The 19,926-nt window shown below is 61.1% G+C and carries 27 protein-coding genes; 15 read left to right on the top strand and 12 right to left on the bottom strand.

Annotation, left to right across the window (positions count from 1 at the left end; all coding sequences use genetic code 11):
- Window positions 1–45: 45 nt before the first annotated feature.
- Window positions 46–504 (top strand): manganese-binding transcriptional regulator MntR, encoded by a 459-nt coding sequence (gene mntR / locus ACXAF5_RS20035; protein WP_008327326.1) that lies wholly within the window; start codon window positions 46–48, stop codon window positions 502–504.
- Window positions 505–765: 261 nt separating this feature from the next.
- On the opposite strand, the gene lnt is transcribed toward mntR, so the two are convergent.
- The 10 genes from lnt to ACXAF5_RS19985 are packed head-to-tail and all read right to left on the bottom strand — an operon-like array spanning window position 766 to window position 8,218.
- A complete protein-coding gene (gene lnt, locus ACXAF5_RS20030; protein ID WP_474947975.1) occupies window positions 766–2,337 on the bottom strand; it encodes an apolipoprotein N-acyltransferase in 1,572 nt (523 codons plus the stop codon).
- Window positions 2,334–2,807, bottom strand: a complete 474-nt coding sequence (gene lspA / locus ACXAF5_RS20025; protein WP_007803461.1) for a signal peptidase II — start codon at window positions 2,805–2,807, stop codon at window positions 2,334–2,336. The genes lnt and lspA overlap by 4 nt, the downstream gene beginning before the upstream one ends.
- 4 nt (window positions 2,808–2,811) lie before the next feature.
- A complete protein-coding gene (locus tag ACXAF5_RS20020) occupies window positions 2,812–3,594 on the bottom strand; it encodes a ZIP family metal transporter (RefSeq protein WP_007803463.1) in 783 nt (260 codons plus the stop codon).
- Window positions 3,595–3,616: 22 nt separating this feature from the next.
- On the bottom strand, window positions 3,617–4,075 hold the full coding sequence (locus ACXAF5_RS20015) for a DUF411 domain-containing protein (protein ID WP_007803465.1): 459 nt from the start codon (window positions 4,073–4,075) through the stop codon (window positions 3,617–3,619).
- A 3-nt stretch (window positions 4,076–4,078) separates the two neighbouring features.
- Window positions 4,079–5,452: a M23 family metallopeptidase gene (locus ACXAF5_RS20010; RefSeq protein ID WP_007803467.1), complete on the bottom strand. Its 1,374-nt coding sequence runs from the start codon at window positions 5,450–5,452 to the stop codon at window positions 4,079–4,081.
- Window positions 5,449–6,075 carry an SCO family protein gene (locus ACXAF5_RS20005; RefSeq protein ID WP_007803468.1) on the bottom strand — a complete coding sequence of 209 codons (627 nt, stop codon included), beginning with the start codon at window positions 6,073–6,075 and terminating at the stop codon, window positions 5,449–5,451. The genes ACXAF5_RS20010 and ACXAF5_RS20005 overlap by 4 nt, the downstream gene beginning before the upstream one ends.
- Entirely contained in the window at window positions 6,075–6,545 is a 471-nt protein-coding gene (locus ACXAF5_RS20000; protein WP_008327335.1) for a copper chaperone PCu(A)C, read from the bottom strand. The genes ACXAF5_RS20005 and ACXAF5_RS20000 overlap by 1 nt, the downstream gene beginning before the upstream one ends.
- 22 nt (window positions 6,546–6,567) lie before the next feature.
- Window positions 6,568–7,227: a DsbA family protein gene (locus ACXAF5_RS19995; protein ID WP_007803472.1), complete on the bottom strand. Its 660-nt coding sequence runs from the start codon at window positions 7,225–7,227 to the stop codon at window positions 6,568–6,570.
- Window positions 7,224–7,646 carry a disulfide bond formation protein B gene (locus ACXAF5_RS19990; RefSeq protein WP_007803474.1) on the bottom strand — a complete coding sequence of 141 codons (423 nt, stop codon included), beginning with the start codon at window positions 7,644–7,646 and terminating at the stop codon, window positions 7,224–7,226. The genes ACXAF5_RS19995 and ACXAF5_RS19990 overlap by 4 nt, the downstream gene beginning before the upstream one ends.
- A gap of 5 nt (window positions 7,647–7,651) precedes the next feature.
- Window positions 7,652–8,218: an SCO family protein gene (locus ACXAF5_RS19985; RefSeq protein ID WP_007803475.1), complete on the bottom strand. Its 567-nt coding sequence runs from the start codon at window positions 8,216–8,218 to the stop codon at window positions 7,652–7,654.
- Between the two features lie 213 nt (window positions 8,219–8,431).
- On the opposite strand from ACXAF5_RS19985, the gene ACXAF5_RS19980 reads away from it, so the two are divergent.
- The 6 genes from ACXAF5_RS19980 (at window position 8,432) to ACXAF5_RS19955 (ending at window position 12,483) form a co-directional block, all read left to right on the top strand.
- Window positions 8,432–8,860 carry a MerR family transcriptional regulator gene (locus ACXAF5_RS19980; RefSeq protein ID WP_007803476.1) on the top strand — a complete coding sequence of 143 codons (429 nt, stop codon included), beginning with the start codon at window positions 8,432–8,434 and terminating at the stop codon, window positions 8,858–8,860.
- Between the two features lie 82 nt (window positions 8,861–8,942).
- Window positions 8,943–9,563, top strand: coding sequence for a cation efflux transmembrane domain-containing protein (locus tag ACXAF5_RS19975; RefSeq protein ID WP_008327361.1), 621 nt, complete (start codon window positions 8,943–8,945; stop codon window positions 9,561–9,563).
- Window positions 9,564–9,632: 69 nt separating this feature from the next.
- Window positions 9,633–10,196 carry a transglutaminase-like domain-containing protein gene (locus ACXAF5_RS19970; RefSeq protein ID WP_007803479.1) on the top strand — a complete coding sequence of 188 codons (564 nt, stop codon included), beginning with the start codon at window positions 9,633–9,635 and terminating at the stop codon, window positions 10,194–10,196.
- Window positions 10,186–11,151: a cation diffusion facilitator family transporter gene (locus ACXAF5_RS19965; protein WP_008327363.1), complete on the top strand. Its 966-nt coding sequence runs from the start codon at window positions 10,186–10,188 to the stop codon at window positions 11,149–11,151. Before ACXAF5_RS19970 ends, ACXAF5_RS19965 begins: the two co-directional genes overlap by 11 nt.
- The gene (locus tag ACXAF5_RS19960) at window positions 11,123–11,434 is read left to right on the top strand and encodes a SpoIIAA family protein (protein ID WP_007803481.1); all 312 of its coding nucleotides are present in this window, start codon (window positions 11,123–11,125) and stop codon (window positions 11,432–11,434) included. Before ACXAF5_RS19965 ends, ACXAF5_RS19960 begins: the two co-directional genes overlap by 29 nt.
- Window positions 11,435–11,787: 353 nt before the next feature.
- The gene (locus ACXAF5_RS19955) at window positions 11,788–12,483 is read left to right on the top strand and encodes a hypothetical protein (RefSeq protein WP_173674657.1); all 696 of its coding nucleotides are present in this window, start codon (window positions 11,788–11,790) and stop codon (window positions 12,481–12,483) included.
- Between the two features lie 517 nt (window positions 12,484–13,000).
- Here the strand turns inward: ACXAF5_RS19955 and ACXAF5_RS19950 are convergent.
- Window positions 13,001–13,258 carry a helix-turn-helix domain-containing protein gene (locus ACXAF5_RS19950; RefSeq protein ID WP_017470289.1) on the bottom strand — a complete coding sequence of 86 codons (258 nt, stop codon included), beginning with the start codon at window positions 13,256–13,258 and terminating at the stop codon, window positions 13,001–13,003.
- Window positions 13,259–13,382: 124 nt separating this feature from the next.
- Window positions 13,383–13,634: a hypothetical protein gene (locus tag ACXAF5_RS19945; RefSeq protein WP_008327366.1), complete on the bottom strand. Its 252-nt coding sequence runs from the start codon at window positions 13,632–13,634 to the stop codon at window positions 13,383–13,385.
- 210 nt (window positions 13,635–13,844) lie between these two features.
- Between ACXAF5_RS19945 and ACXAF5_RS19940 the strand changes: the two genes are divergently transcribed.
- The 8 genes from ACXAF5_RS19940 to ACXAF5_RS19905 are packed head-to-tail and all read left to right on the top strand — an operon-like array spanning window position 13,845 to window position 19,914.
- On the top strand, window positions 13,845–14,213 hold the full coding sequence (locus ACXAF5_RS19940) for a hypothetical protein (RefSeq protein WP_008327368.1): 369 nt from the start codon (window positions 13,845–13,847) through the stop codon (window positions 14,211–14,213).
- Window positions 14,214–14,256: 43 nt separating this feature from the next.
- Window positions 14,257–14,871 (top strand): lytic transglycosylase domain-containing protein, encoded by a 615-nt coding sequence (locus tag ACXAF5_RS19935; protein ID WP_008327370.1) that lies wholly within the window; start codon window positions 14,257–14,259, stop codon window positions 14,869–14,871.
- Window positions 14,868–15,161 carry a TrbC/VirB2 family protein gene (locus ACXAF5_RS19930; protein WP_008327371.1) on the top strand — a complete coding sequence of 98 codons (294 nt, stop codon included), beginning with the start codon at window positions 14,868–14,870 and terminating at the stop codon, window positions 15,159–15,161. Before ACXAF5_RS19935 ends, ACXAF5_RS19930 begins: the two co-directional genes overlap by 4 nt.
- The gene (locus tag ACXAF5_RS19925) at window positions 15,154–15,432 is read left to right on the top strand and encodes a VirB3 family type IV secretion system protein (protein ID WP_008327373.1); all 279 of its coding nucleotides are present in this window, start codon (window positions 15,154–15,156) and stop codon (window positions 15,430–15,432) included. The genes ACXAF5_RS19930 and ACXAF5_RS19925 overlap by 8 nt, the downstream gene beginning before the upstream one ends.
- On the top strand, window positions 15,422–17,797 hold the full coding sequence (locus ACXAF5_RS19920; RefSeq protein WP_474947974.1) for a VirB4 family type IV secretion/conjugal transfer ATPase: 2,376 nt from the start codon (window positions 15,422–15,424) through the stop codon (window positions 17,795–17,797). The genes ACXAF5_RS19925 and ACXAF5_RS19920 overlap by 11 nt, the downstream gene beginning before the upstream one ends.
- The gene (locus ACXAF5_RS19915) at window positions 17,794–17,961 is read left to right on the top strand and encodes a hypothetical protein (RefSeq protein ID WP_008327378.1); all 168 of its coding nucleotides are present in this window, start codon (window positions 17,794–17,796) and stop codon (window positions 17,959–17,961) included. Before ACXAF5_RS19920 ends, ACXAF5_RS19915 begins: the two co-directional genes overlap by 4 nt.
- Window positions 17,951–19,105: a lytic transglycosylase domain-containing protein gene (locus tag ACXAF5_RS19910; protein ID WP_187432410.1), complete on the top strand. Its 1,155-nt coding sequence runs from the start codon at window positions 17,951–17,953 to the stop codon at window positions 19,103–19,105. The genes ACXAF5_RS19915 and ACXAF5_RS19910 overlap by 11 nt, the downstream gene beginning before the upstream one ends.
- Window positions 19,105–19,914, top strand: a complete 810-nt coding sequence (locus ACXAF5_RS19905) for a type IV secretion system protein (protein WP_040884167.1) — start codon at window positions 19,105–19,107, stop codon at window positions 19,912–19,914. Before ACXAF5_RS19910 ends, ACXAF5_RS19905 begins: the two co-directional genes overlap by 1 nt.
- The last annotated feature ends 12 nt before the right edge of the window (window positions 19,915–19,926 follow it).

The raw sequence follows: 19,926 nt of genomic DNA, 5'->3' as shown, positions 1-19,926 counted from the left end.
GCAAACAAGTTGTCAATCCCGCTGTTTCGCTGCAAAGTCCCGAGTATGACAAAGCTACAATCACAAGGGCGTGAGCCATTCGAAGCGGTCGACCGGGCTCCCGAGGCGCAGGCCGATGGCTTTGCGACCGTGCGTCAGGCACATGAAAGCGAGATGGCGGAGGATTACGTCGAACTGATCGCGGAACTGATCGAGACGCGCGGGGAGGCAAGACCGGTCGAGATCGCCGAGCGGCTTGGCGTGAAGCCGCCGACCGTGACCAAGAACATCTCGCGGCTCAAGGCTGCTGGTCTGGTCCGGCGGGAGCCATACCGCGCGATATTCCTCACCGATGCCGGGCAGGACCTCGCGGAGATCTGTCGACGCCGCCACAGGGTCGTCGTCGCCTTTCTTCTGAGCCTGGGAATCGACGAAGAGACCGCGGAACGCGATGCGGAAGGGATCGAGCATCACGTCAGCGGGACGACATTGGAGGCGTTCGAGCGACGGCTCAATCAGAAATGAGCTCGCCTAGATGCACATTCGCGCGATTCTCTATCGGGACCTCGAGCTATCAGGTCTTCAAGCCGCTGACACGTTTGCGCAATTTCGAAGCTCGCTAGCCGAGAACCCGCGACAGCACGATGGTTGCAAACAGGGCGACAAGTCCGAAGGCGATCGCAGACGCTACCGCATATTGGAGGATATCCAGGTGATTCCCCCTCCTCCGTCGTGCCAGATAGCCACCCCAGATCGCGCCTCCGATAGCGCTCACGATCACAAGCATCAGGATACCTCCGTTCCAAAATGCCGCGCATCGGGTTCTCGTCCGAGCAAACTGGCCAGCCAGCCGAAGACCCAGCACCCAAAAACAAGAACCAACAAGGTCCAGTCGCCGAACCGCGCATAGGGCGTTGGAGTACGCGCGCCCGGCAGGCCGGCATCAATGGTGCCTGTTTCCCCGGTATCAAGACGCGCGACGACATTTCCATTGGCGTCGATGATCGCGGATATCCCAGTGTTGGCCGCCCGGACCACGGGAAGTCCCTCCTCGACCGCGCGCATCCGCGCGGAGGCGAGGTGCTGCTCGGGTCCGATGCTGGTTCCGAACCAGGCATCATTTGTGGCGTTGAATATCCAGTCGGGGCGGAAAAGGTCATCGACCACGTGGCCCGGAAAGATGATCTCGTAACAGATCGCCACCGCGACCAGAGGCGCGCCAGGGATCGCCAGCGTGCGCGGCCCTGGTCCCGGCGTGAAATCGCCCAACCCTTCGGTCAGCCGCTCGATGGGCAGCCAGCCTTTCAGGGGCACATATTCCCCGAACGGAACAAGATGATGTTTTGCATACCCCGTCAGAACCTCGCCGCTGCCGTCATAGGCCTGAACCGTGTTGAAATATCTGGTTCCCCCATCGCCCTCCACTCGGTCAGGCGCACCTGTCAGTAGGATCCTGCCGTCTGGCAAAGCTGCAGATATCCGCGCGCGTGCCGCAGCATCTTCGTCCAGAAAGCCGGGGAAGGCCGTTTCCGGCCAAAGCAGCAAATCGAAACGTCCGGGTTGCGCGGACAAGCCCAGGTATTTTTCCAAGGTTCGCTGGCGGCTGCCCGGTACCCACTTCTCGACTTGTGGCACATTGCCTTGGACGATGCGCAAAGCAACGTCTGTCGGCGGCACGTCCTGCCCTGACCGAAGCGCACCGCCAACCCAGAAACCCGCCACAGCAACGGCGAAGAGCACGAGAACAGGCGCGCGTCTCTTTGGCGCCGCCACAGTCAACACACCTGGCAATATGCCGATGAAGACCGTGAGAAAGCCCAAACCGTAGCTTCCGACCCAGGCGGCGGGTTGGCGCAGGGCGGCATAGTCGACAAGGGCATAAGCGGCAAGGTTCCAGGGAAACCCTGTCAGGACATGACCCCGCAGCCATTCCGTGGCCACCCAGCAGGTTGCAAACAGCAGGCCCGCCGCAATGCCGCCGACAGCTCGGCGCTGCATGATGGCGGCAAAAAGCATCGCCGCCATGCCCGGGAAGATGGCAAGTCCGGCGGACAGACCCGCGACCGCCGGAATCGCCAGTGCGCCGAAACGTTCGGCATCGACGTAAAAGCTCTCGGCGATCCAGGAAATTCCAATCCCGAATTGGCCCAGTCCGAAAGCCCAACCGACAAGGAAAGCGCGCGAGGTTGAGATGTTCCGGAGAACGATAAAGAGCACGGAGAAGGCGACAGGGACCGCGATGAGCCAAGAAAACGGCGGAAGAGTCAAAACCGTCAATCCGCCGGCAGCAAGGGCAAGACCCATGCGCTGGAACAGGTTCAGGTCCTCACTAACGAACTGCGGCAATCCCGGCTTCATGAATCGGTCTGAAGTCGAGCGCCAACCCACGGCGCAATGAGCAGCAGCATCACGCCGCCAACCACAAAAACATCGGCCATGTTGAAGGCAGGCCAGTGCGCCGTCCCGATGTAGAAATCGAGGAAATCCGTCACCGCACGATAGCGCAGGCGGTCCAGAATATTGCCGAGTGCACCGCCGATGATCGCACCATAGGCAATGGCCTCGACCCGGCTGCTGGTACGGACCAGCATGAACGCCAGCCAGACGCAGATGCCAAGCGCCAGTAAGACAAGGCTCCACCACGGCGCGCCGCCGAGAAGCCCGAAGGTCACTCCGTCATTGCGCAGGTAGATGAGATTGAAGCCGGGAAAGACCGATACGCCGGAACTAAGAACAGTCGCATTGGACACAACGATTGCCTTCGTTGCCTGATCGACAAGAAAGGCGATCAGCGCAGCAAGCAGACCGACGAAGAGGCAAGTTCTCATCAGCTTATCCCAGCCAGACGTCGAGGAACAACATGATCACAAGACCAACGGCGAGGCCGAGCGTCGCCCTGTTCTGATGGCCGGATCGGTGGGTTTCCGGAATGATCTCGTGGCTGATGACGTAGAGCATCGCACCTGCTGCGAAGGCGAGACCCCAGGGCAGCAGCGGTTGCGAAAGACTGATAATCCCTGCGCCGAGAAGTCCACCGACGGGCTCGACGAGACCGGTCAGAGCGGCGATGCCCCAGGCGCGAAGCCTGGAATAGCCCTCGCCGAGCAACGAAACCGCCACCGCCAGACCTTCGGGGGCATTCTGTAATCCAATACCGATCGCAAGTGGCAACCCGCCCGACAAACCGTCAGCCCCGAACCCGACGCCGACGGCAAGCCCTTCGGGAAAATTGTGGATAGTGATCGCGATGATGAAAAGCCAGACGCGCCGCAGCGATGCGGCGTCGGGACCTTCCCGCCCCGTCTTGAAATGTTCATGCGGTAGCCGTTCGTTCATCAGAGCGATCGCGCCCATGCCAAGCAGGATCGCAACACATACGATGGCCGCCGGGAGAGCACCGTTGTCGAACTGTCCTTCAGCTGCGTCGAGAGCCGGGATGATCAGCGAGAAGAACGAAGCCGCGAGCATGACACCCGCCGCGAAGCCAAGCAGCAGATCGCGCGTGGCCCGGGACGGGATGCGCCCAAAAAGAACGGGGACCGCCCCGACCGCGGTCAGCGATCCGGCGGCCAGGCTTCCAAGAAAGCCAAGCGCTATGGGGGAGAGGGGTTCCAATTGTTAAGGTTCTGCCGCGAGTTCAGTCAGGAGCCGAGTAGCTGGTGTAGACCTCGGTCGATCCGTCTTCGTGGATCAGGAAGACATCGTAAGCCTCCCGGTCGTCCTCCGGTCCCATGCCGGGCGACCCGTAGGGCATTCCCGGCACCGCCAGGCCTACCGCGTCTGGCCGGTCCTCCAGCAGGCGTTGGATGTCAGCCGCCGGCACGTGGCCCTCGATCACATAGCCGTCGACCAAAGCCGTATGGCAGGAGACCATGCGCTGCGGCACGCCATTGTCGAGTTTGAAGCGCACAAGAGATCCTCCGAACATGTCCTCGCCCATCGGCGCGAAGCCATTCTCCTCGAGGTGCTTCATCCAGGACAGGCAACAGCCGCAGCCGTTTGTCTTCCGGACGTCGATCTGAATCGCCTCTGCGACGGCCTGCGCCGCAGGAAGCAAGGCAAATGCGATGGCAAGGGCGGGAGTAAATCGTTTCATGGATCAAAGCCTTTCGGTTGTCGTCTGTGCAAATTCGCTGGCGAGCCTCTCAGCAAGAAGTGAACGCGCCTCACGCAGTCGCTCAAGCGCGGCCGTGTCGTCCGCTTCACGCTCGGCCGCCTCTGCCAATCGGTCGTCAGAGAGAGGGTCGGTTGGGCGACCGTCCACCAGCACTTCGTAATGTAGGTTGGGGCCTGTCGCGGTACCCGTCGCACCGACCCGCCCGATCATATCTCCGGCCATCACGCGTTGCCCTTGTGTGAGCCCGTCCGGTACGGCGCTCAGATGCGCATAGCGCGTCAGGGTGTCGGAGCCATGAGCGATCTCGACGACCCGGCCATACCCACCGCGTCGGCCGATGAAGCTAACGCGGCCCGGCGCCGTCGCCTGTACCGGCGTGCCGCGCGCCGCCGCGAAGTCGACTCCTGTGTGCATCCGTACATTGCCGTAGACCGGATGGGTGCGGCGCCCGAACACAGAACTCAGCCGTGCACCTTCGACCGGTTGCGCAAACACGCGCAGGACTTCTCCGTCGACATAGATCGTCGCTTGGCCGCTGCCGTCGTTCGGCCAGACGATTTCATAGACCGAGCCATCGATATCCAGTGCGGCAAAGGCAAGCTCGGGCTGACCAATCCTCTTGTTCCCGTCTCGGGCCTCGCGCCAAAGGAGGCGCATCGTCTCGCCACCCGCAAGATCACGACGGAAATCCACGGTGCCGCCCAGCATCTGCGCCAGGTCCACCGCAAAACGGGCGGGGATGTCTGCCGTGTTCAGGGCGGCGAAAATCGAGCTCTCGATCACCGCCTCGCCGGCGAAAGTCACCAATTCGGGATCCGGGTCCAACACGCGGGCGGCAAGCTGTTCGCCGAAGACCGCCTCTATCCGGACACCGTCTTCGACGGCGAGCTCTACACGACGCGGGTTGTCGTCCGTTGTGGAAACCACCGTAATGATGTGACCCGGACGCAGACGGCGCAGATCGTATTCCGTGCCAATCGCCAAGGCGATTTCGGCGCGATCCGAAGCATCCAGCCCCGCATCGGAAAGGACCGCATCAAGCGTCTCGCCGGACGCAATCTCCCGCGACCAGGTGACCAGCGGGGGCTCGATAGATGGCAAGGAGGTATCAGCGGGGGAAACGGTCAGGAGCGGCCGGGGTCTGAACTCGAATGCGATATCCGCCTGGGCGAGTGTAGGGCGGACCGAATTGGTTTCGGTAATCCGAGGCGGCGCAAGCGGATTGGGAGTCCAGAGGGTCGCTTCAGCAATCGCAGGGGGCACCGGTTCTTTGGACAGAACGCCAGAGATGGCGATGGCGGTCACCGAAAATGCGCCTGCGACCGCAACGGCCGCCAAGACAGTTCTTATCTTCATGTTGCCCCCTCTACGTCTTCTGTCAGTGCGCGCTGGATCTTCGGCACCGCGAATTCTCTTTGCTCGTGATAGTCGATCATGGTGACGAGCTCACCCTCGGCATCGAACAGGAATACGCTTGCCGTATGGTTCATCGTATAGCCGCCGCCCTCAGTCGGGACGCGCTCAAATGAGGCACGAAACCCTTCTGCAGCGCGGGCAATTTGGTCTTCCGGCCCCGTCCAGCCACGAATGACCGGATGAAAATAGCCGACATATTCGGCCATGGCCTCGACCGTGTCCCGCTCCGGGTCGACCGTGATGAAGACCACGTTCATCTCTGATGCTTCGTCGCCCAGTTCCTCAAGCCAGCCGGAAATATCCGATAGGGTCGTCGGGCAGACGTCCGGGCAGTAGGTGAACCCGAAAAACACCATTGTGGGACGACCGATCAGGTTGCCAGGCCCTACCTCATTTTCCTCGTGGTCGGTCAGCCGGAACTCCATCGCCGATAGGGGCAGGGGCCGCTGCCCTTTTGGTTCAGGCGCACCGGGCCCGTCCACCCGCCACCAGCCCACGAAGAGCGTCAGGCCAAGAACGCCGGCACCGGCTGCGCCGTATAGAAGGAGCTGCCGACGTTGCATCAGCCCTCCGGTCCACGCGCGGCGATTCCGAGGATTGGGACCTCGACCGTCACCTTGCCGCCATCCGAGAAGGTCAGTGTCAGCGGGAAATTCTCGCCTTCGGTCATCGGCTCTTGCAGCTTCATGAGCATGGCGTGCAACCCGCCCGGCTCCAATGCCACGCTTTGGCCGGGCTCAATCGTGATCTCGCCTGCAGGCGCCATGGAACTGACGCCATCGGAGTTGGTTTTCGACTCATGGATCTCGGGCATCATTGCCAGCGGTGTCGCAAGTCCGGTCAGCGTAACGGCGTCTTCACCCGTGTTGCGCACGGTCATATAGGCGGCACCTGGCCTGTTGACGCCGATCGAGGCGCGGGACCACGCATTCTCGACCACGACATCCTCCGAACCGGCCAGTGCGGGGGCCGACAGCCCTGCAACCGTCAAAAGCACGGCCAATGCATTGGTATATCTCAACTTCTTCACCACTCGTTTCTCCTGCCTCCGCAAATCAGCTTTGGCTTGCCGCAACTTCCACTGCCACCAGCCTCTGCAATTCGGCCTCACCGAACGGATCGAGAGGCTTGCCGTTCACGAAGAACGTGGGCGTTTGGCGGACCCCGACTGTCTCGACATCGGCGCGGTCCTGGTTGAGCACCGCCACAACACCGGGGGCCAGCATCTGTGTCCGGGCAGCTTCGACATCCAGACCTCCGCTTGCTGCAATCTCAAGGATCAATCCGGGTGCCGGGGTCCCGTGAGACGCCCATCTGGGCTGCTCTCGCAAGACTGCCTCGAGCACAGGTTCAAACACGTCCTGCATGCGCGCCGCCTCGAGCACACGGATCGCTTCTACCGACGCCTCGCCGTGAAAAGGCGTATAGCGGATTACAACGCGCACCGCGTCTCCGTGCTCCGCCATGATATCCTCGACGACCGGATAGAAAGCGCGGCATGCCTCGCAGGCCGGGTCGAAGAATTCAACGATGGTTACGGGCGCATCCTCGGGCCCGAGGATCGGGGAATAGGGTCGGATCAGCGCGTCGGCCATTTCAGGGTCGATGGGATCGGACGCGGCAATCGGGTCGGGGCGGGTGGCATACCAGGCGGCACCGCCGAAACCGGCGACCCCGAGCGCGAGAACGGACAGGATGAGGCCGCGTCGTTTCATTTTTGTGTTTCCTTCAGTGAGAGAGCCGACAGCAGACCGATCATCGCGAAGGCGACGAGCGCCATCAAAGGAATCGGAATGCCGAAGACCAGTTGATTGTCGTCGGTACAGGATGGGCCGGTCGCCGTGCAGGGCTGGATACGCTCGGGGATAACGCCGACATAGAGGCCCAAGTGCCAAAGCGCGACGGCGGCACCGCCCAAAGCCAGCGCGATCCCGTAGCGACCCACGCGCCGATCCTGCCACCACAGCCCAAGCCCGAGGATGATGGCCAAGGGGAACATGAAGGCACGCTGGAACCAGCAGAGCACGCAAGGTGTCTGCCCCAGAACCTCGCCGATGAAGAGCACGGCAAGCGACGCGGTGAGCGCGATGATCCAGGCCAGGCCAAGGGCCGTCTCTCCGGAAAGTCGGGTCATGACGATCAGATCCTCTGTCTCAGATCGGCGAGGATCTCTTCGGCGGGCGTGCCGTAGGGCCAGGAGTCCGCGAAGCCTGCTTGCGTGTCGAAAAGGAAAAGATGCGACGTGTGACCCATCGTGTATCCGCCCGGCGCAGTCGCCTGCTCGATCCGCTCAAAGAATATCGGAAAGGTTTCGGATGTCGCGGCGATCTGCTCCGGTGTACCGGTCAGCCCGATGATCCCTGCGTCGAACAGGGGCACATACTCGGCAAGTGCAGTCGGCGTATCCCGCTCCGGATCAATCGTTATGAAAATCGGCTGAACCATTGCTGCCTCATCGCCCAGGCCCTCCATCACGGCCGCGACTTCGGACAGTGTTGTCGGACATACGTCGGGGCAATTGGTGAAGCCAAAGAAGACCAGCATCCAGCGCCCTGCGAAATCTTCGTCCGTTTGGACCATGCCGCGATGATCGGTCAGTTCGAAATCAGCAAGAAACGGTGGTTCACTCTCGGTGCGGGCAAGATCGGCACGGTAGTCGGACCATAGCAACAGCCAGATGAAAACGAACGCCGCCGCGCCCGCCAACACCCACAATACCTTCTGAAGACCTGAAAGCCTCACGCCGCTCCGCCCGAACCTGATTCTATATTTTGTGTGCGTTTACATCCTCTAGCTACTGTAGGTTCAAGCGTGATTGTCATCGATCGGCCAACAATCACCGATCTGTGAAACTCGGGTGAAGCTTGTGATGCGCACCGCATAAAGCTACACCCACTGTAGGTAATGTGGGGAGCGGAAATGCTGACGATTGGGACGCTGGCGAAGAAGACCGGAACAAAGGTGCAGACCATCCGGTATTACGAGCAGATCGGACTTATGCCTGAGCCCGGCAGGACCGAGGGGGGCCAACGACGCTATGGCGACGCCGAACTCGACCGCTTGTCATTCGTCCGGCACGCACGGCAACTGGGGTTCTCGTTGGACGCGATCCGTGAGCTCCTCGATCTCAGCGATCATCCGGGAAAGTCCTGCGCTGAGGCGGATGCAATAGCCCGTCGGCAACTCAAACAGGTCGAGCAACGATTGGCGCGGCTCGAGGCGCTGCGGACGGAATTGAAGCGGATGGTGCATGAGTGCAGCGGCGGACAGACTTCTGATTGCCGTGTGCTCGAGGTACTGCGCGACCATTCCGAATGCCTGACCGACCATGAAGAGATCGGCGCCTGAGCAATTTCGACGACCTTTGATCGGAACGCAAAAAGCCCGGTGTTAGTTACTCATTGGCAATTCACTAATTTGGATACCCGGCATGGCGGAGCAGAGAAACGCAACGGAAAGACGCACACTCTGGATCGTGCTGGGTCTCAACATCGGGCTGGCAGTCGCTTTCTTCGCCTCGGGCGCATTCGGCGAGTCAAGCGCGCTTATCGCCAATGGCCTCGACAATCTGTCGGACAGTTTCGTCTACGCGATCAGCCTCTTCGCGCTGTCCCGCTCCGCCAAGTGGAAGCGCGGAGCGGCGAACGTTTCGGGCGGCCTGCTGATCCTCTTCGCCCTTGGAATCCTGTATGACGCGTGGCGCCGCTACGTCGGCGGATCGGATCCTCTTGGCACGATCATGATTGTCATGGCGCTGGTAGCGGCGGCCATCAACGCACTTTGCGTCTGGCTGCTGGCACGGCTTCGCGATCCAGACGTAAACATCCGAGCGGCGAATACGTTCAGCTGGAACGACTTCGCGGCCAATCTCGGAATCGTCGTCGCAGGCGGGCTCGTAGCCTGGCTCGGAACGAATTGGCCGGACCTTGTCGTGGGCGTGATTGTCGCCGGCATCGCGGCCTGGGGTGGCGTCGGAATCCTGAGAGACGCGCATGGTGAACACCACAAGGCGGTGCACAATGACGATCAGGTAACCAAGGACTCGGCCTGAAATCGGGGCTTGAAGCTACAGTGACTGTAGCAACTACATATTCTCGTGAACGATTCGAGGAGGTATCCCGTGAACCCCGCCGACCCTCATTTGGCCAAAACCCGGCTGCTGGATTTTGACGCGACCTCAATTGCAAAACTGATCGAGGAGCGCGGCTGGGCAGACCTTCCCAGCGACGACCGAATTGGGGCCATCTACGATTTCGTCAGGAACGAGATTACCTTCGGCTACAACCGCGCCGACGACATTCCGGCGTCCGAGGTCCTCGCAGATGGCCACGGGCAGTGCAACACCAAGGGCACGCTCCTCATGGCCCTGCTGCGTGGCGTGGGAGTTCGCTGCCGACTGCACGGGTTCACAATCCACAAGGCGCTTCAGAGAGGCGTCGTTCCGGAACTCGTCTATCCCCTCGCGCCGTCCGAAATCCTCCACTCCTGGGTAGAGGTGGACTTGGGCGACGGATGGGTCAATCACCGCCAGAACTTCGGATTTGTGCGCGACTTGCTCTATCGCCACGTCATCCGTCACTGGATGAATGCCAGGGTTCGCCGCATCCGCCGCGGAATCTTGCCGCCGGTCCCCGGATTCGATCGGCCGAACCACCGCCATGAGGAGACGAACCGTGCCGCATGATCACGGCCACGCCCACATCGATCCTCAATCCGGTGATCGTCGCGTCTCCATCGCCATCTGGGCCAACGGCCTCCTGACGGTCGCGCAGATCGTCGGCGGGATCCTTTCCGGCAGCCTCGCGCTGATCGCGGATGCCCTCCACAATTTCTCGGACATGGCGTCGCTGGTGATCGCCTTCTTCGCGCGTAAGATCGCTCGCCGCCCGGCGGACAAGCGCATGACCTTCGGCTATGGGCGGGTAGAAATCGTCGCAGCGCTCATCAACTACACGACACTTATCCTGATCGGCTTCTACCTGATCTACGAGGGTGGCATGCGCATGATCGACCCACCAGAGGTACAGGGCTGGACGGTGGTGATCCTGGGCGGTGTGGCACTGGTCGTCGACACGTTGACGGCGCTGCTCACCTATTCGATGCAGAAAGGCAGCGTGAACATCCGTGCGCTCTTCCTGCACAACCTATCGGACGCTTTGGCCTCCGTGGCGGTCATCATCGGCGGCTCGCTCATCCTCCTCTACAACATGCGGTGGGTCGACCCGGCGATCACCATCGGCATCGCTCACTACATCCTCTACCTCGCATTTACCGAGATCGGCGGTCCGATTCGGACGCTGATGCTCGGCAGTCCACCGGATATCGATAATGAAACCGTCGTTCAGGCGATGCGGGGTGTGGATGGTGTCGCGGACGTTCATCACGTGCATCTGTGGCAGATGCAGGAGCACGAGGCGGCTCTGGACTGCCACGTCGTGCTGACAGCGGACGGCTGGGGTCAAATCGAAAAGATCAAGGCCGCGATCAAGGACCGGCTGAAGGACGATTTCAGCATCGGTCATTCGAGTCTGGAATTTGAGCACGAAGACCGCGCACACGAAAACGCTGACCTTTACGGTCACGGCAAACCGGAAAAAGAGGAGGAAAACCATGTTCACCGAGACACTGACAGCTCATGACGACACGATTGGCCTCGCCTGCGAGGGCAAGCTCAGCGAAAGCGACCTGAAACGGATGCACGCCCTGCTTCATGAGCGCCTGCAAGAGACAAGTAAGCCCGGCCTGGTTCTCGATCTCACGAGGTTCGAAGGCTACGATGGGCCGTCCGCTCTGCTCGAAGATCTGAAAATCGACACAGCCCATAGGAATGACTTCCGCCGCGTCGCTGTGGTGGGCGAAGGGGCTTTGTTGGAGTGGGGAACCAGGTTCGCCGACGTGCTGACCACGGCAGAACTCCGTTAGTTCGACCCGGCGGAAATGAAGGCGGCAATCGCCTGGGCAAGTGAAAGGTAGAGTAGCTTTCAATCAGATGCCTTCGCAGAAGACAGCATCTGTTCGAAACCATAAACAAAAGAACTACAGCAGTTGCGAGACCCAAGAGCAATCCGAAAGTTCTGAACATGGTCGCTCCTTTCGCAAAGGAGTAACTTTGGTACGGTGGCACTGCCCTTGCCGGGGCATTATCAAATCGTAATGTTTTAGCGGCTCAGGGCGCCAGTTGGTTAACATAAACTTCATTATGCGACTTTATACTTAGCGTTGCGATAGTATATTATTGTATGTATGCTGAACTCCTATCACGGAGGCTCCACAGCATGCGCCATTTACTCAAGAAGCTCCTCCCCTCGGTCGCAGTCGCTTTGACCGTGACAGGTTCTTCGCTGCCAATACCCGCCCGCGCGCAGACATACCCGATCGATTGCGCGATCCTCTTGTGCCTGTCTGGCGGCTGGCCTGCTTCCGTCCCTTGCGCCCGAGCCCGCGCCGAATTTATCCGGCGGATTACACCTTGGCCGGTCGAACCACCGCTGCAAATCTGGCGCTGTCCCATGGGCGCCTCCTACGAGAACGATCGGTTACAAAACAACGCTGGCGGCATCTTTGAAGCCTTGTACCGAACCGACAGCCGTCGACCGCTTCAATCCTTGCCAGTAGATAATCTCGTTCCCACCGACCTCGCCCTGCGGCTCGTTCAGGACCGCGCGGACATCGATATCAGCGGGCCAGAGTTCAATTTCGTGCGGTCCATCCGCGTCTTCGATGTACGGTATGCACGACAGCACGAGTCCGGGCGCGATGGGGATTGTAACCGAAGCGCGACCGTGGTCCTCGGCACCTACGGGACCCAAGGCGATTTCTCATGGCAGCGATCTTCGATAACTGCCCTGCCCGAGGCCCATGTGGGACTTGAACGTTGGGGCGAGCATTGCCCTGGCATTTATCACCGATCCGTCTTCGTCGATTGGCGTGACTATGACGGCAACTACGGGTTCGAGCAGGTGAACTACTGACCTGCCGCTACGTAGATTTGTCATGGAAGACGGCTTCTTTGGCTTGCACGACCGCACCGCATACGCTTCGCGGTCCACATGCTGTTTGGCGTTTAGGCAAACACCGCGGGTTCGCTCTGTTCACCCGTCGTCGCTTCTTCCGATCCTCGTCAGCGCATCGAAGTCGATTTCTTGCTTCTGTTCGTCACTTATATCCGGCCGGGTTTCCGATACCGGCTGGGGCCCTTGGACGTCCCACATCACCGCATGTGAGCCTGTCCTCCAGCGATAAACCCAACCAACAACACTGCACCCATCGGTCCCGATCAGATTGGCGATCGCGACGCCCTCACCCTTATCTTCGTTCACTGTTTACTGGCTTCCTGCACTGCGGCGCTGCGAATTGCGGCGTGGGGTTGCAGAGCGTTCACTACGACCGCGCGCCGGGCTTCTTTGATGTTGGCTAACTGGTCCTCGATGAGGAAATGATCATCAGACCGGGAAAGTGGGTTCCCGTGTTCTCAACAATTCATTGGCTTCAAATCCTGTGGTCGGGCTCCGTGGCGGCTTCAACGATCGCCAGAACCTCGAACGGGTCAAAGCCGATGGCGCGCGCCAAGACGACCAGCTCGACAACGTCGACCCGGCGCTGGCCGCTCTCAAGGCGGGCAATAAGGGACTGGTGGCATCTGAGCCTGTCTGCCAGGTCTTTCTGACCAAGGCCCGCTTTGACACGGGCGTCGACCAACGCCTGACAGAGTGCCACTTGTCCCTTGCTTCTGATTGTCTTTGCCACGCGTCACATACCTTTTGTGACGTCGCTAGCGGATGAAATCTGTTATCTAAAAAGTAGATATATGAGGGTGTTATCGGCGTCTGGTTTCCATGGGCTGCAAGTCTGATGCTCCCGAGGTTGCCCATCAATCCCCTACCAATTGCAGGAACCGGCCATATTCCTCGCTGACTTCGCGCGCTTCCTCGAAGGCGCGGGCCCGTTCACCGTCGAGGCAACGGAAGTAGCTCTGGATATCCTGAATGTAATCTTCGAAGTCGCCGCGGATGATATCCGCATAGTCCCGCGCGGCCTGCGAATCGCTTGGCAGGAAAGGACGGGATGGCGCAAAGCAGGATTCCGCCAAAACCGGCCCAGGAACGCAGATCAGAAGGGCCATAGCTTGCAATGGGAGCAGGCATGTCAACCTTGGGTTTCTCAAACCTGTTATCTCCTTGATCGCGGACACTGGCCGTGACTAGTGTTTGCGTAACCAAACTACAGCCAAAGCACGATATTACATCTTGCGGTTGATAATATACTATCGTAACTCTGGGCTTCAAGTAGGAATGCCTGGGGTCGCGCCATTGGAGAAAGCGTGAGCCGGGCCATGAACTGGGACATCGAAGCACCAAATGTGGTTACGGAAGCCAGGTTCCGCGAACTCGTGGAAAGCGGCTATAGCGCAGAAATCCTGTGCCAAGAGTCGGCACACAAGAAAGGCCCCAGCTATTACGGGGTCTGGATCATGCGTGTTGTCTCTGATGACGGGGTGGAAAAGCTCCTCGTCACCGCCCGCACGCGGACGACCTACAACGATATCAAGATCCGCGAGTTCAAGACGATCTCCGGCGTGGTGTCTTTCTTCATTGGCCTTGGTTTTGCGCATGTCGACCTGCCGCTTGAGGCGGGGACAAGCCGTACGCACAAATTTGCGCCGCCAGACAAAGCCCCATCAGACAAGGGCGCTGGCAGCTAACCTCGTCTGTCTCTGGCTGGTCGCAGCACCTGCCTCAGCGCAAATGGTCCTGGTCATGGAGAGCGACGGCTCCCTGACCCCGTCCCGCTCTCAGAGCAGCTTTGCTCGAAACTACAATGAAGGGATTGGTCAGAGTTCGGCCTCCGATGGGATCGCGATCTTCGGCGAGGTAGAGGCCGAGCAAGAGGGCGTCCAAGTCGCGGCCCTTGCCCGCCCGACTCCCCTGCCCCGCGCCGATGTCCTCTCCGGGATTCAGACCACGGCCTTGCGCTATGCCGGCCATCCCGGCCTGCGTCGCGCGGGGCTTTCCGTGACGGATTGGCTGGCTCTCTATAGGGCCAATATCGAGGTTGAGAGCGCCTACCGCCAGGATACGATTTCAAGTGCAGGTGCCATTGGCCTTGGTCAATTGATGCCAGCGACGGCGCGTAATCTGGGCGTCGACCCGCGTGATCCGCTGCAGAACCTCGACGGCTCCGCCCGCTACCTCGCGATGATGCTGGATACGTTCGGCGATCCGCGCCTTGCCCTCGCAGCATACAACGCCGGACCCGATGCGGTCCGCCAGTATGGCGGCATTCCCCCCTACCGAGAAACCCAGAACCACGTGGCCCGCGTCATGGCCGTCGTAGCCCGATTGGAAGGATCAAATTCATGAGACAGATTTCAAGCCTATTCGTCGCCTCGCTGGCGCTCTTCCTGGTCATTGCCGAACCCGCCCTTGCGCAAAGCATCGACCTCTCGCCGATCCAGAGCCTGTTGCAGGGGATCGTTGATGCGTTGACCGGCCCGCTTGGTGTTGTGATCGCGACGCTCGCCGTGCTGGGCGTCTTCCTCAGCTGGTTCTTCAACATTATCGATCTGCGCCAGGCACTCTGGGTTCTCGTCGGCATCGCAGGCGTCGCCGCTGCCCCCACCATCGTTGCCGCGGTTTTCGCCGGTGGCTGAGCGCTCGCCTCTCTTTCTCGGCCTCGTGCGCCCGCCGAAGCTTCTGGGCCTGCCGATCATGTACGCGATGGTCTGGCTCTTCGGCTCGGTTCTGCTCTTCGTATGGGTCCAGCACATCGCGGTGCTTGGCGTGGCCGCCCTGCTGTACCCGGTGCTTTGGAAGGCAGCGGATTGGGATCCACGCTTCATCGACGTGATGATGACGGCCCTGCAGGAGACACCGCCCACGCGCAACAGGTCCATCCATGGCGGGGACAGCTATGCCCCGTGATGACGCCCGTGGTGCTGCGCTCGATGCCCGCACAATGACGCCAGACTGGTATGCGCGCGAGACCCGCCTCGCGCATATGCTGCCCTATGTAAGCCTCGTCGACGACCAGACCGTGCGGACCCGGGTGAACGAACTCTTCCGCTGCATTCGGCTCGAGGGGATCAACAGCTACACGACCGACGATGCCTATCTCGACAAGGTGACGGCGCTTTTTGCCCGCATCGTCGCGCAGCTCGGGCCGGAATTCAGCTATTACGTCCACAAGGTCTCCAAGGCCATCAAACCTGATCTCGACCCGATCCGTGAGGACAGCTTCGCAGGCGAGGTGGACCGGCGCTGGCGCGCAAAACTCGAGACCAGCGGGCTGCGCGACAAGACGCTGACGCTCACCGTCATTCACCGTCCGCCCCCGAAAAGCCTCCTGCCGTTCCTGAGCCGCAGCGCGCCGGACCGACTGAAGGAGGAGACCCGCAAACGCCTGCAGCGCCTCGGTGAGGCCGTGAACGTCTTCCTCTCGGGGCTTACCGAGCTCAAGCCGCGCCTGCTGTCAGCAGGATCGGGAGAGTTGGTGGGATTTTTGGGCGCGCTGAACACGGGCACCGAGCTGCCGCTCTACCCGGCCAACACCTACGGCTTTCTGTCCTTCAACGTCGCCAATACCCGCGTGACGTTTCACGGCGACCATTTCGAGCTCTCCGAGGGCGTCGTGGGCCACCGCTACGGCAAGAGCTTCACCATCGGAGAATACTCGGAAGGCACCTCCTGCACCATGTTCGACATGCTGAACCTGCCAGTCGACATGATCGTGACGCACTCCTTCACGCCGATCAATTCGAACCTCATGGCGGGCCGCATCAAGCGGCAAAAGCGCCAGATGCAGGCGAGCCAGGACGCCGCCCTATCGCTTATGGAAGCGCTCGACATCGCCGCCGATGATCTGGAGGCCAAACGCCAGAGCTTCGGTGAGCACCACATGGTCGTGACGATCTTCTGCGAAACGCTCGAAGAGCTGCAGACGCTCAGCGCCGAGATCGTGAATGCCGCCGCGACCGAGGGCGTGAAAATGATCGGCGAGCGGGTCGCCGCAAAGGCCCATTACCTCAGCCAGCACCCCGGCAACCAGCCCAAGCGTGTCCGCGCGAGCGCCGTCACCAATCGCAACTTCGCGGATTTTGCGGCCTTCCACCGGACGCAGCTCGGCAAACCCGCAGCACTTACCCCTTGGGGCCGGGTCGTCACTTATTTGCCCACGCCGGAGCAGAGCGCCTACCGGTTTTACTACCACGAGCAGGGCAGCCCGGACAAAGAACCGACCAGCGGGCATACCCTGATCATGGGTCGGCCCGGGTCGGGCAAATCGGTGCTGTCCGCCTTTCTGATGACGCAAGCCCGTCGCGCAGGCGCGCGGATCTTCGTCTTCGATTACCGTCTTGGTATGGAGATGGCGGTCCGCGCCAATGGCGGGCGCTACGCGTCCCTGAACGCCGGTCAGCCCACGGGCCTCAACCCGCTCTGGACCGAGACCGATGCGCGCGGCACCGCCTGGCTCTCGGACTGGCTTGCCACCCTGCTCTACCGCGCCGACAAGCCGCTCACTCCTGCCCAGACCAATCGCATCCAGGAAGTCGTGCGCCAGAACGCGCAGGCCACAAACCCGGCCCTGCGGAACTGGCGGGATTTCGCATCGCTTTTTGTGTCCACCGACGATGGCGGCGATCTGCACCAGCGCCTGCTCGAATGGACCGAGGACGGCCGCTATGGCTGGATCTTCGGGCAGAGCCTCGAGGACACGTTCTCGCTCAAGGGCGATGTGGTGGGCTTCGATCTGACCGGCATTCTCGACAGCGAGGCCGACAAGGAACGGATGGCGGTCCTGTCCTATCTCTTCCGCCGGGTCGAGCGCGAAATCGAGGACCGCCGCCCCACCATCATCGTGATCGACGAGGCCTGGAAGGCCCTCGATAACGCGTATTTCGCCGAGCGGCTGTCGAACTGGCTGGTGACAGCGCGCAAACAGAACACGGTCGCGGTGATGATGACGCAATACGCAAGCCAGCTCGAGCGCACCCGGACCGGCAAGACCATCATCGAGGCGGTGCCGACGCAGATCCTGCTCCCCAATATCCGCGCGCAGCCAGCGGACTACGCCATGCTGAACCTCACGGAGAAGGAGCTCGATGTCCTTCTCAACACGGGCAGCAACAACCGCTTGGCGCTGATCCGCGACGATCAGGGCTCGATCGTCGTCGATGCCGATCTGAGCGCGCTTGGACCCAATCTCACCATCCTTGGCGGCATGGAAAAGGGCGAAGCGCTTGTCGGCGCCGATTACCGCGACCGCCCTGATTTCTGGAGGCTTTCATGACCCGTATTTTGATGTTCGTTGCCGCGCTCGGTGCGTTGGCCTCCTGTGCCCAGTACCAGGAACCGCAGGCCAATTGCTTCACCTTCCTCGCCTCCACGACAGCCATCTCGCCTGATTGCACCTTCACGCCCCTTGGCGCACCGGAGGGCGACATTGAAGTCTAGCCTGCCTCATATCCTGGCCCTTTGCCTGCTGCCCGGTCTCGCTTTGTCTCAAGGCGTGCCGACCAATGACAGTGGGCTGACCGCGCGTGACATCGTCGAGACTGGCGATCGCGAGGCTGACTTGGCCGTTCAGGCCGACAAGCTTGCCGTGCGCGAACTCATTGCCGAGATCGAACGGGAGCAGCTGGAAACCCTGCAACGCATCCTCGATGCCCAGACCAGCTTCGGCGGTCAGGGCTTGCCGGCTATGGTCTCGGGGCTGGAAAGCGGCAGCGGGGATCCGGCCCGGTCAGTCGAGGCGGTCTATGGCAATGCCGACATCGACCCCAATCCCGGCGGTGCGCAGATGTTCGGGGATGCGGCGGAAAACATCGAGCAGCTCATTATCCGCGTGGCTCAGGAGACCAGCGGCTTTGCCGGCGTTGGCCGCGCGGGCCTCTCCCCGGTCCAATGGCGCGCACTCCTACAGGCGCTGATCTGGCAGGAAAGCCGTTTCACCATCGGTGCACGCTCTCCCGTCGGCGCCTTTGGCCTCACCCAGATCATGCCCGGTACCGCCAGCGATCTGGGCATCAATCCGGAATACTATGACAGCCCTTACCTGCAGGTGCATGGCGGTGCACGCTATCTCGCGACACAGCTCAACACCTTCGACGGCAATATCATCAATGCGCTCGCGGCCTATAACGCGGGACCCGGCCGGGTTTTCGAGTATGGCGGCGTGCCACCCTTTCGCGAGACCCAGCACTACGTCCAGGTGATCCCCGAACGCTATAACCTCTATTTGACCCGTATCGGCGGGATCGAAGCGCTTGGCACGATCGACCCCGCGCTTCTGGCCAATGCCAACCTCTCGCTCACTGGGCACGGCGCGACCTTTTATGGCAGCAACTCACCCGCCGCGATCAGGCAAGCCGCCCTACGTATTGCGGATATCGTCGAACGGATTTCCGAGACCGAGGATGTGCAGGAGAGCGTTGCGCTCAACACTTATGCCCGCGCCGAACTCGTGCGTCTCGTGGCCGCCCGCATCCGGCTTCAGGCCGCCCGCACCCGCGTGCTCTCCGCCGAAGAGCTGGCCCAGGCCAGCGCCCGCATGGCCGAAGGCGCGTTCATGGATTTTACGATCAGGGAGATTGAATGATGGGACATCTGCTCTTGAGGACAGCTTTGGCCACGACACTTGGGGTTGGTCTGCATCTTGGCGCCCTATCCCCCGTCCTCGCGCAAGGCGTGCCCGTCGTCGATACCCAGAACATCGCGCAAAACATCCAGCAGCTGCGGCAGATGATCGAGGACGAGATCTTGCAAAACGAGCAGCTGACGCAGCTCCGCGAACAGCTCGGCCTTCTCACGGACCAACTCGCGGAGCTGCAAAGAACCTACGAGGCCCTCACCCGCCTCGCCGAACTGCCGGAGATCATCCGGACGGAAATGGAAGACGAGTTGAATGGTCTGCTCGACCAGGAGTTCGGCGACATCCTCGCCACGATTGAGGCGATCAAGACTGGGGATTTCTCCGGCCTGTCCGGTTCTGGCGCAGGCGAGATCGAAACACAGATGGACCGGGTGCTGGCCGATCTCGGATTTGACGATGACACCCTCTCGGAAATGGCCACCAGCGGCAATCCCGGGGCCAACCGCGTGGCGACGCAGGCCACCACCGGTGCCCTTGTCTCGGCCGCCGCCCAGAACAGCTATGAGGATGCCGGCCAATCGCTCGAGCGGGTGGACCGCCTTGTCGGGCTCATCGACGACATGGATGAGCTGAAGGAAAGCGTCGATCTCAACACCCGCGTCACGGCGGAACTGGCCATCGCGCTGGTCGCCATGTGGCAGCTCGAAGCGGTGCAGACCGTGGGCGACGGCACAGGCGGCGTGATCGATGCCGCCACCATCGCCGAAGAGCAGCGCTTCATGGACTTTACGCTGCCGGACCTGCGCGCAGACTGATTTGAGGCATGA

This window comes from Epibacterium sp. ABV4_022, from assembly GCF_056159345.1.
Note: the sequence above shows the minus strand (reverse complement) of the source record. Positions and strands in the feature narration are given on the sequence as shown.